Source organism: Rubripirellula lacrimiformis (assembly GCF_007741535.1).
Lineage (GTDB): Bacteria > Planctomycetota > Planctomycetia > Pirellulales > Pirellulaceae > Rubripirellula > Rubripirellula lacrimiformis.
In genome coordinates this window covers 4,026,292-4,039,079 of sequence record NZ_CP036525.1, presented here as the reverse complement: position 1 = coordinate 4,039,079, position 12,788 = coordinate 4,026,292, and the positions used below count along the sequence as shown (strand labels likewise).

The 12,788-nt window shown below is 57.6% G+C and carries 8 protein-coding genes and 1 tRNA gene; 5 read left to right on the top strand and 4 right to left on the bottom strand.

Translation table 11 applies throughout. The annotated features are described in order from the left end of the window. Positions 1-256 precede the first annotated feature (256 nt). The 3 genes from K227x_RS14130 to ligA all read left to right on the top strand — a co-directional run bounded on the left by K227x_RS14130 (position 257) and on the right by ligA (position 4,300). Positions 257-329: transfer RNA gene (locus K227x_RS14130), tRNA-Glu, on the top strand. Between the two features lie 342 nt (positions 330-671). Next, positions 672-2,099 (top strand): arylsulfatase, encoded by a 1,428-nt coding sequence (locus K227x_RS14125; protein WP_145170388.1) that lies wholly within the window; start codon positions 672-674, stop codon positions 2,097-2,099. 131 nt (positions 2,100-2,230) lie between these two features. Next, positions 2,231-4,300, top strand: coding sequence for an NAD-dependent DNA ligase LigA (gene ligA, locus K227x_RS14120; protein ID WP_145170386.1), 2,070 nt, complete (start codon positions 2,231-2,233; stop codon positions 4,298-4,300). Here ligA and K227x_RS14115 read toward each other — a convergent pair. The 3 genes from K227x_RS14115 to dcd form a co-directional block, all read right to left on the bottom strand. After that, positions 4,297-6,552 (bottom strand): M50 family metallopeptidase, encoded by a 2,256-nt coding sequence (locus K227x_RS14115; RefSeq protein WP_145170384.1) that lies wholly within the window; start codon positions 6,550-6,552, stop codon positions 4,297-4,299. The genes ligA and K227x_RS14115 overlap by 4 nt on opposite strands. A gap of 20 nt (positions 6,553-6,572) precedes the next feature. Continuing rightward, complete coding sequence (locus K227x_RS14110; protein ID WP_218934003.1) at positions 6,573-8,726, bottom strand: efflux RND transporter periplasmic adaptor subunit; 2,154 nt, start codon at positions 8,724-8,726, stop codon at positions 6,573-6,575. 407 nt (positions 8,727-9,133) lie between these two features. Continuing rightward, positions 9,134-9,712, bottom strand: a complete 579-nt coding sequence (gene dcd, locus K227x_RS14105) for a dCTP deaminase (protein WP_145170380.1) — start codon at positions 9,710-9,712, stop codon at positions 9,134-9,136. A gap of 532 nt (positions 9,713-10,244) precedes the next feature. Between dcd and K227x_RS14100 the strand changes: the two genes are divergently transcribed. Both K227x_RS14100 and K227x_RS14095 read left to right on the top strand, forming a co-directional pair. Beyond that, positions 10,245-10,985: a Bax inhibitor-1/YccA family protein gene (locus K227x_RS14100; RefSeq protein ID WP_145170378.1), complete on the top strand. Its 741-nt coding sequence runs from the start codon at positions 10,245-10,247 to the stop codon at positions 10,983-10,985. A gap of 94 nt (positions 10,986-11,079) precedes the next feature. Continuing rightward, positions 11,080-11,817: an LON peptidase substrate-binding domain-containing protein gene (locus K227x_RS14095; RefSeq protein ID WP_145170376.1), complete on the top strand. Its 738-nt coding sequence runs from the start codon at positions 11,080-11,082 to the stop codon at positions 11,815-11,817. Positions 11,818-11,882: 65 nt separating this feature from the next. Here the strand turns inward: K227x_RS14095 and K227x_RS14090 are convergent, their stop codons facing one another. Beyond that, on the bottom strand, positions 11,883-12,752 hold the full coding sequence (locus K227x_RS14090) for an alpha/beta hydrolase (RefSeq protein ID WP_145170374.1): 870 nt from the start codon (positions 12,750-12,752) through the stop codon (positions 11,883-11,885). Positions 12,753-12,788 lie beyond the last annotated feature (36 nt).

Genomic DNA, 12,788 nt, shown 5'->3' with positions numbered 1-12,788 from the left:
TCACTTCCAGAGTGACACGCTAGGTTGGTCATCGCGGTGTCGATATGCCCGATGAAAAACAGCCAACTTCTGTGTTGTCCGTTGCCTCATCAATGCCGGCTTCCGGCGTTCATTTTCACCTCGCAGCTGAATCTGAAAAGAAATCTGCTGGTGGCTTCCGCAACGGGTTGACGACCAAGACGCATCTTGGCTACAACACTCCTCGCACGAGAGAAGAACGCCGCGAGGCATTCGAGACTTTTGCAAAAAGCCAGACGGCCCCTTCGTCTAGCGGTCTAGGACACTGCCCTTTCACGGCGGCAACACGGGTTCGAGTCCCGTAGGGGTCATTCGTTTCCTTCATCGGAAACGTGGCATGAAAAAGCCTGCTGATTCAGCAGGCTTTTTTTATGCGCAGACGGCAACCGATCGTCCATCGCACCACTCGCCCATTGTTTCGGCCACCATCACGCCGGCCGCGTCTTTGCTGTGTCGGAATCAAAAGCGCCGGCCGAGTCCCACCCGGCGTTCGGTCTGGCCCTACCCGGGTAGTGGCAATCACAGCCCCCCTGTTCACCCGGGGCATGTGCCGGTGGTTGGCATCGAAGGTACATCCAGCATAGCGCTTTGCGTTAAGATCAACCTCGCTTCTAGCGGCACCTCGTTCACTCCCCCCCCGATGTGAGTCCACCATGCGGATCGCGCTGCCTGTCACGCTGTTCTTCTTTGCCCTGTGTTTGAATTGGTCCCAGGCAGCCGATCGATTGCCCAACATCATCTACATCATGACGGATGACTTGGGTTACGGAGATCTTGGATGCTATGGGCAGGACGTGATCCAGACGCCGAATCTAGATCAGATGGCAGCCCAAGGAATTCGGTTTACCGATCACTATTCCGGGCACACCGTTTGTCGCCCATCTCGTTTGGTTTTGTGGACCGGACAACATGTCGGCCACACAGGATTGATCGGAAACCGAGCTCGAAATTTGTCAGGCATGGAATCCACCGTGGCCCAGCGGTTGAAGACGGCCGGATACGCTACCGGAGGCGTCGGTAAATGGGCACTTGGACACGTCGACACGCCCGAGCAGATCGATAACCCCGGTCACCCCAACCACAACGGTTTTGACATGTGGATGGGGTACATGAACCAATCGAACGCGCACAACTACTACCCACCGTTTCTGTGGCGGAACAAAACACAGGTGCCGTTGGTCGGCAATGTGTTGATGGAATCGGCCGAGGCTAAGGGGCGTGTGTCATCCGAGCGAGTGGTCTATTCCCACGATGTGATGACCGAAGCGGCGTTGGACTTTGTCCGTGACCACGCCGACGATCCGTTTCTGTTGAACATCCATTGGACAATCCCGCACGCCAATAATGAAGGCGGGCGAGTCACCGGAGACGGAATGGAAGTCCCCAGCCACGGCATCTATGCCGACCGCGACTGGCCAAGCCCCGAGAAAGGTTTCGCGGCGATGATTTCGAAGATGGACCAAGACGTGGGGAGATTGTTCGATTTGCTAGACGAACTTGGATTGGACGAAGACACTTTGGTGATCTTCACTTCCGACAACGGGCCACATTCCGAAGGCTCGCATACGCACGAGTACTTCGATTCCAATGGCCCACTGCGCGGTTACAAGCGATCGTTGCACGACGGCGGAATCCGCGTTCCGATGATCGCCAGGTGGCCAGGGAAGATCCAAGCTGGCCGCGTCACCGATTTGCCTTCGGCCAATTGGGATTTTCTGCCCACCGCTTGCGAATTGGCCGGTATCGATCGGACTGACGATGCGACCGCGATCGATGGTATCTCTTATCTACCAACGTTGCTCGGCAGCGACGCGGCCCAGGATCGGCATGCCTATTTGTACTGGGCCAGCCAGGAAGGGCAGACGTCGGTCGCCGTTCGATACAGGAATTGGAAGCTGGTGAAGTATGCCGCTGGAAAGGCCAGACGAAACGGACCGGACACGACCGCGGGCGGATGGCGGCTGTACGATCTGACCAAGGACATTGGCGAAAACGATGATGTTTCCGACCAGCACCCAGAAATCGTTCAGGAAATCAAAGCTCTGCTCGTTCGCGATGGGCTGTTGGATTCAGCCGGCTAGCGGCATCCCTGCGATACCGGTGCGACAACCGACCGATCGCTTGCCACAAAGTGTTTTAGACGGCACGATGTGGCCGCCAAGTGTCTTTTCATCAATCTGAACCTTTGTCTTTTCGTACGATCCGAGCACCGATGGCCCAACCAGCTGCGAAACGCGTCCAAGAACTGCGCCAGGAAGTTCGTCGTCTTGACCATCTGTACTACGTCGAAGCCAAGCCTGCAGTCACGGATCTTGAATACGACCGTTTGCTGCAGGAACTGAAGCAACTAGAAACCGCGCATCCCGAACTACGATCGGCCGACTCGCCGACGCAACGAATCGGCGATGCTCCCGTCGAACACTTGGTCCAGGTCCAGCACAGCGTCCCGATGTTGTCGATCGACAACACCTACAGCCGCCAGGAACTGCAGGCGTACTTTGACCGCACCGAAAAGTTGCTCGAAGGCGAATCCATCCAGTGGGTGATGGAGTACAAGATCGACGGCGTCGCGGCATCGGTACGTTACGAAAACGGTCAGATGAAATTGGCCCTGACACGCGGCAACGGCACGGTGGGCGACGACATCACGCACAACATTCGTACCGTGCGCGACCTACCACTATCAACTCGCGGTGAAACCCCTCCTGCCGTGCTGGAAGTGCGTGGCGAAGTCTACATGACCAACGCCGATCTGGCGGATTTGAACCTTCGCCAAGCCGAGGCGGGGGACGAACCGTTCAAAAACACTCGCAACGTCACCGCGGGTACGATCCGGCTGTTGGATCCGGCCATCGCGGCGCAGCGAAAGTTGCGGTTTTTCTGTCACGGCGTCGGTCAAACCGAAGGGCTGACATCCACAACACACATAGATTTCCTAGAAGAGATTGGACACCTGGGGATTCCCCCCACCCCAGACGTTCAGTTGCTCGATGGCGCAGCGGCCGCAATCGAAGCGGTGGCGATCCTAGAGGACGAGATGCCTGACCTGCCCTTCGAGGTCGACGGGATCGTGTTCAAGGTCAACGATTTTGCCCAGCGTGAAAAGCTGGGCATGCGGAGCAAGAGTCCTCGCTGGCTAATCGCCTACAAGTTCGAACGATACGAAGCGACGACGACGCTGAATTCAATCACGGTCCAGGTCGGAAAGACCGGCACCATCACTCCCGTTGCTCACCTGACGCCGGTCGACATCGCCGACACGACGGTATCGCGGGCATCCCTGCACAACGCTGATGAAATCGAGCGGCTGGACGTCCGCGAAGGCGACACCGTGATCGTCGAAAAAGCGGGCAAGATCATTCCCAAAGTCGTCCGCGTCGAAAAGCACATGCGGCAAGGCGAACTCACCAAGTGGACCTTCCCAACCAAGTGTCCCGAATGCAGCAGTGAACTGGTGCGTGACGAAGGCGGCGTCTATATCCGTTGTCCCAATCCACAGTGCCCAGCGCAATTGCGTCAGCGTCTGATCTATTTCGGCAGCCGTACCGGCATGGACATCGATGGCCTGGGGGACGAAGTGGTGGACCTGTTACTGGGGCATGGACTGGTTCACAGCTATGCCGACCTGTATCGGTTGACGGTCGATCAAGTCGCCCAATTGACCTGGCCTCGCCAACGAAAGGGCAAAGACGGCGCCATGATCGATGTCCAATTCGGTCAACTCAACGCCGAAGCCCTGATCAAGGGGATCGCCGCAAGCCGCAATCGCGGGCTGGCTCGCGTCTTGTCGTCCATCTCGATTCGTCATGTCGGACCGCGAGTTGCCCGAGTCATTTCGCACGACTATCACACCATCGAACAATTGATGGACGCATCGTCGGAAGATTTGGCGGCGATCCACGAAATCGGCGATGCGATTGCCAAAAGCGTCACCGAATTTTGCCACTCCACCGCCGGCCAGACCATCTTTCGTGAACTGGCAGCGGCCGGTGTCCAGTTGTCCGACCCCGAGCCCGAACCAATCGTCGGCGACAACCCCATTTTTGGAAAAACGGTGGTTGTGACCGGAACGCTGAAGCAGTTCAAACGCGCGGAGATCAAAGGCCTGATCGAAAAGCTGGGCGGACGAGCATCGACCAGCGTCAGCAAAAAAACCGACTTCCTGCTGGCGGGCGAGAAAGCGGGCAGCAAGCTGGCCAAAGCCAAAGAATTAGGCGTCAACGTGATCAGCGAATCTGACCTTCAAGCGATGTTGGACCAGCGCGAATCCAGCGACACTTAGCGGAACCGCAGCAAACCGCTCAGCCAACGACTGGCTCGGCCGATCACCGAGATTTCCGTCGCTTCGATACGTGCGGCCGCGGCCGCGCCCACAATCATCGGCGCGTCACCGGTTTCATCCAGCTCGATCCGCACCATGTACGAAGTGGCCAAGGGGTTCCCTGAACGGGCGGCATTGGGATCGTCGCGCCGCTGGCCGTTTTCGGAATCGTCAAATTCGGTTCTTGCGATCTCCGTCACACGGCCTTGTAGCTTTACCGACGGCTTCGCCTCCAGAACCATTTTGACATCGCTGCCAAGGAAGATGCGTTCCACCTCACTTTGGTCCAGCACCACCTCGGCGTCCCAACGATCGTCACCAACGATGCTCATCAATTCGAAACCGGGTTCCAGATAGCAACCTTGGTTCCGCGGATCGGTCGGATAACCAGACCAGCTAACCAGACGATTTTTCGCAACCGCGTCAGGTTCCTCGTTCCGTCGCGGGGCGGCGATCAGTTGCCCATCGGCAGGCGATTGGATCACCAGTCCATCGCGACGTTTGGCGTGAGTTTCTAGTTGCTGGTCCAGATCGCGTAGCAGCGAAATTTGATTGGGCAGTTCATTCGCAACTTCGATCGAATCCAACGCGGCACGCTGCATCGATTCGACTTTGGCGGCCTGGGTTGCTTGGCGTCCTTGAATCGTCGCATATTGAAGTTCAACATCCGCATTTTCCAGCGTCGCAATCTTGTCGCCTTCACGGACTTGATCACCGGGCGAACGATGCAGGACACGCAGGATCCCCGAGGTCGCGACAAACAGCGGCGTTTCCTGATGCGGCACGACGCGTGCAACCACCGAAACACCCGACGGGATCGGGTAGGCGGCGGCGACCAACAGCACCACCGCCACAGCAGCCGAGGTCATCAAGCGGTTCATGCGTATGTTCTTTCGACGAGCAGGGTTGCGGAGAAACTTGACGGGAGCACGAAACAAGGCGAACAACATGCCGCCGGTTGCGAACAGGCACAGCAGTCGTCCAACGGACTGTAGACCGTAGGGGGTCAATAGAGTTCCCACCAACCACAGGATCGCCAGCGTTAGGGTCCAGCGATAGACAAAGGCGGCCACTGCGTAGACCAACAATCCAATTCGCTCGCCGGTCGACATCGGATCGGTCGGAAGCTCGTCGACTCCTAGCAACCAATCGTTGGCATAGGCTGCCAACAACCGACGCGACTTTTCCGCAAGGTTGGGAACATCGACCAGGTCGGACAACACAAAGTAGCCGTCGTAGCGAAGCAACGGATTGGCGTTGAATAACAACGTGCTGACGCTACACACCAGCATCACATTCATGGCGGTGTAGTGAACAATCCCGTCCGCAGTGGATGCCCACACGATCGTCGCAATCGCGGCCAACATGACCTCTGTTGCAATGCCCGCCAAGCCGACCGCAGCGCGCTGAAATCGATTGGACAGCATCCAAGAATCCGACGTGTCGCAATAGAGTGCCGGCGTGAACACCAACAACATGGGGCCGATCTGGTGACACTCGCCACCAAAGTGCTTGCACACCAACGCGTGCCCCAATTCATGCAGAATCTTGGTTCCACCGATCACAGCCGCCAAGATCAAAACCGCCTTCAATTGGATCCACTGCCCCATCGCCGGAAATTGGCTAACGAAGGAATCGTAGTGAATCGCAAAAACGTACAGCGAGGCGATCGCCAACAAAGTCCAAGCGACGATTCCCGACTTCGAAAACAGCGGCCGAACCAAGGGATAGATTCGTCGCAGCAGCGGTTCGGGATCGACACCCGGAAACCGAATGAACAACACGCCCGTGATGTGTTGCATCCAGCGTTGTTTCCTTTCTTTTACCGATCGTTCCCGTAGACGTTCGCCTTGCAGCGACACGTCCGAAACCGTCAAACCATTCTGATGAAACCGGAAGATCAGCTGGTTCAATTCGGCCGTCGTTACTTTGTACGGTGCAAATCGCAATTCATACGCACTGCGGATGCTTTCCAGGGACGTCTGACCGTCGAGTTGTTCCCAAACGAAAAATTCGTCTGGCCGCATACGGTGGTACTTCATGGCGATCGGATCCTTGATCACGACAGCCGAATCATGCTTGTGGTTTGTCTGAACGGCCTTCAAGTCGGGCCGACGTCGCACCAGCAGGGCAGGGCCCTTGGCCGCGACTTTGTTCGATGCTGGTCGACCAGCCGACGAACTCGGGACCGACAATGGGCGCAGTTGATTCATGGTTGGTTTCGGGCAACCGATCAGTTGACGTAGAACAGGATGTTTCGTTGCACAAAGTCAAACACGTCACCGAACCAACTGCGCAATGCCGTTCGCCGGCCACACGCGATCTTGGCGGTCACGTCCGCACCGCTGCGCATCGAATCGATATCAAACGCATCGTAGTTTTCGACGTCGTTAGGATGCACGACGACGACCGCGTCCGCATCCACCACATGCTGGCCTTCCTTGTTCAGACGAGACGCCGTCGCCAAGTGGTCCAGTTTTGCCAGGTACGATGCTTCCGGCAATGTTGCCACCGCGAACTGGATCGACAGGTTGGGGTCTGTTTGGGCGGCTTCGATCACGTCGCCCACATCGCGATCAGGAATGTTCAATTTCAACGACCAAGGACCGCTGGGATCAACAACCGACGCCAACGAATTCCCGCGACTAACTGGACGGTTGGTCAACCGCTGTTCCAATTGCCAACCCACCACGGTTCCATCGATCGGGCTGGTGATGATCAACGCTTGACGCTGGGTATCCAGGATCGTTTGCTGTCCACGAAGCCCCGCCAGTTCGCCTTCGACTTGCCGAAGTTCGATGGCAAGCCGACCAGATTGGGCAGGGTCCGCTTGCGAACCAAGTCGTACAGCCTGAATCGAAGCTAAGCGAGAAAGCGCCGTTTCCAGTTCACCCGTCAACGACTCGGCCCGGCTGTCCAGTTCCGCGTTCTCGAGTTCAAACAGGACGTCGCCGGCCTTGACCGACTGCCCATCCCGAACGTGTAATTTTTTGACGATCCCATCGATACTGGCAAACACATCACGTCGCAGGGTCGGCTCGGCCGATCCGTTGGCGATCACGTGATGGTCGACTTTGATGACCATCGCCGCGATCAGCAGGCAAACGCCAACCAGAGACGCCAACATCACCCACGGGAGCCTGCGTCCGCCCAACAGTCCACCGATGGATTTCCAAAGACGTAACCCGAACACGCTGTGGTGTTCCAACGAATTCCGAAGGGCCAACGTCGCTTCGACCCCGACCACCGACATCCCTGATTCGATCGTGCTTGGGACCTGCCCGGTAAAGTATTCCAACACCAAAACGCCGATGCACGGTCCATCACCAATGAATGGATCAAAGTGGGTCGATTCGTCGACGTCTTCCCCAGGTTCGGTGGGGCTGTGCAGCGGCAGAATGATCGCGGATGTCACCCCCGTTTCGTCGAAGTAATCGTCCAGCGGCGTTTGGATTTGCGGTGGCAATGGGTCGCTGCTTGGCACGATCAGTGGACGTGACATGACCACCGCTGTATCGACCATCTGTTCGACGCGAGTGACCGCGTTGCCGCGCTGATCGACCACTGCCACACCGCTGACTGCGGCGACTCGAAATCGACGACCGCGAGCGATTAAGACTGTCGTACGGTCGCACTTCAGCAGGCGTCTGGATTCGTTTGCAATCCGATAGCAGGTTGCGTTGAGGTTCAAGTCACGATGAAACAGCCCAAGCGAACGGTTCATCGCCATCGCTGGATCCTGGGCCGTCGCCAACGTTTGTTCCGTCATCCCAGGGTGAACGCGGGACGGTTGGGGCGCACCGTCGGTCGCCGCATCAGACGATCTAGGTTCGGGAAATCGTGGGATGATCTGGCGTGCGGCGTCGCCGTAACATTTCAATTCGCGAAGATCTTCGACCTGAGTCACCGCGGGCGGGCAACTTTGGTAAGGATACATCAGCAACCACGCGGCACGGGCCGGTTCGGGACTGATCTCGATTCGAAGCCCGCGAGCCATCGAATCCAGCGGCGATCCAGCGGGTGCCGTCACCGAAGTCGCGCCGGCCGTTGCATCGGTCGGTGATGGTACCAAACCAACGTTGCAGGCGACCGGAGCGACGGCCGCGGTTTGCAGGCGATCCGATAAATCTTGGTGCGATATCCGTTTTGCCAGCTGTTCGTCCGCCACCATCAGCATCGGCCCTGGCAGATGATTCGCCAGTACGGCAATCAACCCGCCGCGGAAATGTTCCAACAGCTCGCCCGCCATCCGCCGATGGAAGTCGTCACGATCGACCGATTGGTCAGCAATCGCAGCCACGCGATCCCGAATCAGGGAATCGACCGAAGGAACCGTGGAAGCCGGTCCAGCGGGCGTTGCTTCGGTAGACTGCGATGATGGAGTCAAGGCTGACGCTACGATTGAGGACAAAAGAAAATCGGGAACGATGCATCCGATCGACGTCCAAGCTACTTCCTGAATCGAGACAACGACGCCCACAGCCGAATTTTGGATGCCCGGAACTTGCTGTGCCAGACCGATTGCGCCGTCTGGTCGGATTCTGCGGCAAGGAGGCGTCCGGATCAGCCCCCCCCCGAGCACTGCGGCCAATCTCCGTGGACTGTGGTTCATCCGCCAAGGTGGCGCGGTTCAGGCGAGGTTTCCCCCCCCATTTACGCAGCCGCCATCGAGGAAATCCTCAGCACTTTGCCTAAGCCTAAGGCGTAGCGGTGCGTGACCGGAAATGCATCCCCCCGACCATCGCATCCGTGATGCAGTGTTCGGGCCAGCAATCACTTTTGCCAGCAGATGACTTAGCGAGCACCATGCAGCAGTTCATCGAACTTCAGTTCCAGCTGTTGGTCGCTACCTTCGGCGCCGAGTTCGCGAAACATCTGACTCGGCTTGATATCGCGGCTGTTCTGGTACTTTTCGCTGTCGTATCCCTGGCAGGTGCCTTCCATCCCCCAGTAATAGATCTGGCAGACTTCCATTCCTGGATAGATCCGGACCGGTTGAACGCAGTGCATTTCCAGGGTCCAGGTACCGCAATAGCCCGCATCGCCAAGGCTGCCGCCGGGATTCACGAATAGTCCCAATCGACCGAGCGAACTTCGTCCCTGGATCATGGGGACCACGTCGTGCGTTTCGGTGTATTCGACGGTCCGGCCCAGGTACAGTTGGTTCGGCTGCAGCGTTAGCCCGTCGGCGGGAATCTCGATCCGCCGATACCGATTGGGCGATGCCGCATCTAGCACCACCTCTTCGTAAACCAACACCTCGTGATGAAGCGAAAGGTTGTAACTATTGGGGTTTAGCCGCGATTCCTCGAAAGGATCGATACGCAGTTTGTCACCCTGACGCCGCCGAATCTCATCACCTGAAAGAAGCATGTTTGCTAAGCCGAGCGTGGAGCGGACAGGAAACGGGATGCACGAGGGGCGGGTACGTCCCAAGCAACGACATCAGCCTTACGACGGTGCGATACGTGCCATGAACCCCTGCTGCGAAACGGCGCCCTTCACAGTACTGGCAACCGGCCGATCACAAAAGGCTCCCTCAATCTTAACATTCTCTGGCATCACCGGGGCAGCGTCAATCATTTACTCTCCCCACCGGATGACAACCCCGCTTATAGTAAGAAGGTGACCCGCGGTGCCGGTGCGACCGGAAAATCTTACCAACCAGCAAATCCAGACGACCAACGGGTTTCGCCGAGGTAGATTTTCAATGCACGCGTTTCGGCGCGTGCGGATGTGACCACTGGGAAGTTTTTTTGCCAATCCACTTAGCGGGTAGAACTTCCGCAGCGTCGACTCCATCGGTTCGCCGCCGACGGATCTTTCGTGATCAAGTAGCCCCCCTTAGCGCCGGCCGATGGTCAGCAGCTAACTGAAATACATCATTATCCAGGACAAGACACAGATGCACGCCGACAGCCCCAATCCCTACGCTCTGTCATCGATGGGCACCCCGGCCGCTTTCGCCGCCGAAAACGAACGTTTGGGATTCATCCGTCGCACGTACGCTCACATGACTGGCGCCATTTTGGCGTTGATCGGGATCGAAGCGGTTCTATTTGCCGTCGTGCCCGCTCAGACCATGGAATCATTGGTCGGTCGGATGTTGGGCGGCTGGGGCTGGATGATCGTTCTTGGTCTGTTCATGGGTGTCAGCTGGTTGGCTCGAAGTTGGGCCAACAGCAGCGCGTCCAAAGCGATCCAGTACGCCGGGCTTGGCCTGTATGTCGTGGCGGAGGCGGTGATTTTGTTGCCGATGCTTTACATCTGCATCCGCGTGATGGGCGAACCCAACCTGCCGATCATGGCAGCGGCGATCACGGCGGTCGTGTTCATCGGTTTGACCGCTTTTGTGTTCATCACGGGAGTCGATTTGGCCAGCTGGGGCAAATTCCTGGCGTTGGGCGGTTTGGTTGCGATCGGAGCCATCTTCGCGGGAATCATGTTCGGATTTTCGCTGGGACTTTGGTTCAGCGCGTTGATGGTGGCGATGGCTTGCGGGTACATCCTGTACGACACATCGAACATCATGCATCACTACAACACCAGCCAATACGTTGCTGCATCGCTGGCTCTATTCGCCTCGGTCGTGCTGTTGTTCTGGTACGTGCTGCGAATCTTGATGTCGTTTTCCAACAACGATTGATCCGAGTTCGAAATGGCGTCACGCGTTTGCAATTGAACTTTCCAAGGCCGACCACGGTTGGCTTCGCAAGTATCTGAGCTAGTGGGATAAGTGGATGGACGACCTGAACGATGTAACGAAGTTGCCCGACGACTTTGATGGTCAGGTGCGTCTGTTTCCGTTGCCCGAGTTGGTGCTGTTCCCGCACGCCATGCAACCGCTGCACATTTTCGAGCCTCGCTATATCGACATGCTCAGTGAGTCGCTTGCGACCGACCGGCTGATCGCGATGGCGACGTTGACCGGTGGAGTCGCGACCATGCCCGGCGACTGCCCCCCGATCGCGTCGACGGTGTGCATCGGCAAAATCGTATCGCATGCCGATCTGGGCGATGATCGACACAACGTTCTATTGATCGGTACCCAGCGAGCCAGGATTGTCCGCGAACACGACGCACCAAGATCGTTTCGCATCGCCGAAGTCGACGTCGACCAAGACGTGTATCCGCCCCACGGCGCCGAAGATCGATTGAATCTGAAACGCGACCTGCTAGCCGCCTTTGCCGACATCATCCCCGCCAGCGCCAGTGTGCAGAAGAATCTGCACGAATTGATGGCTGGCCAGATGGGCCTGGGGCCGATCACGGACATCATTTCTTACACGCTGCCGTTCATGGTCGAAGCCAAACTGAAACTATTGGCTCAGCCGGATGTCGATCAGCGGGCCGCGCAACTGATCGAACTGCTGAAAAGCGGCGCCGTTCAACTGCACTCGGTGTCCAGCGAAGAACAATCGTTCGAAACCCAAACCGCCAAAGACGAACGATTCCCACCGCCCTTCAGTTTGAACTGAATCGCCGCTTGGTGACTTTGACTGTTCCGAGATTGAAACGCAAACCGGTGGGGCCGTCTGCTTGGTTACGAACCTGTGTTGACGATGTTGCGAATGAACTTGATCATCAATGGGTGGGCGGGCTTTGCCATTTGTCCGTGGTCATAGCCATCGAGTTCGAACAGTTCGACGTCTTCGTCACCGGCGACCTTCAACATTCGCCAAAAGTAGGCATTCTCTTCGTAGCGACCTAGCATCTCCAGTTCACGATCGCCGGTGATCAGCAAGATCGGTGGAGCGTCAGGGCGTACGTGGTACAGGGGTGCCATCTTGTCGATGATCGGTTGCTTGCCACCAATCCCCTGTTCTTTGCGAACGGTGAAGTGGGTGATGGTGTGACCGCTGTACGGGATCAGTCCGGCGATGTCGTCCGCGTTGAGGTCGTGAGCGGCCAGGTAGCTGCGGTCCAGACCAACCATGCTGGTCAGGTATCCGCCGGCGGAGTGGCCGGCGACAAAAACCCGCTCCCGTGATCCGCCTCGCGACTGAATGTTCTTGATCGTCCATGCCACCGCCGCGGCCGCATCCTCGACGTAAGTCGGCGATTGAACCGACGGATTCAAGCGGTAGTTGGCGGCGACCACCGCGATCCCTTGGCGTTTCAGTTCACTGGGGATCGACTTGCTGCCGCCGGTCAGCCCGCCGCCGTGAAACCACACGACCGTCGCATAGCCTTCGACGTTCGTCGGACGGTAGACGTCCAACCGACATCTCTGCTTGGCCGCCTCGGAAAGGTCATCGCCAGTTCGATACAACAGGTCCGTTTCCGTGGTGTACTCCGTCGCTTGCTTCGCACCTTTGCCGGCGCCATCTTGGGCCCGAACCTCCACACCACCTCGTGCACCGACCAAAACCAAAATAGAAAACAGGATCAGAAGGCGGCGCGTTGGAATCATCGGTGGGTCTCGATTGGTCAATGAGATCGGGGAAGG

Excerpts from the sequence above, each read along its gene's own strand:
- K227x_RS14125 (WP_145170388.1), top strand. The coding sequence starts at position 672 with ATGCGGATCGCGCTGCCTGTCACGCTGTTCTTCTTTGCCCTGTGTTTG.
- ligA (WP_145170386.1), top strand. The coding sequence starts at position 2,231 with ATGGCCCAACCAGCTGCGAAACGCGTCCAAGAACTGCGCCAGGAAGTT.
- K227x_RS14115 (WP_145170384.1), bottom strand. The coding sequence starts at position 6,552 with ATGAATCAACTGCGCCCATTGTCGGTCCCGAGTTCGTCGGCTGGTCGA.
- dcd (WP_145170380.1), bottom strand. The coding sequence starts at position 9,712 with ATGCTTCTTTCAGGTGATGAGATTCGGCGGCGTCAGGGTGACAAACTG.
- K227x_RS14100 (WP_145170378.1), top strand. The coding sequence starts at position 10,245 with ATGCACGCCGACAGCCCCAATCCCTACGCTCTGTCATCGATGGGCACC.
- K227x_RS14095 (WP_145170376.1), top strand. The coding sequence starts at position 11,080 with ATGGACGACCTGAACGATGTAACGAAGTTGCCCGACGACTTTGATGGT.
- K227x_RS14090 (WP_145170374.1), bottom strand. The coding sequence starts at position 12,752 with ATGATTCCAACGCGCCGCCTTCTGATCCTGTTTTCTATTTTGGTTTTG.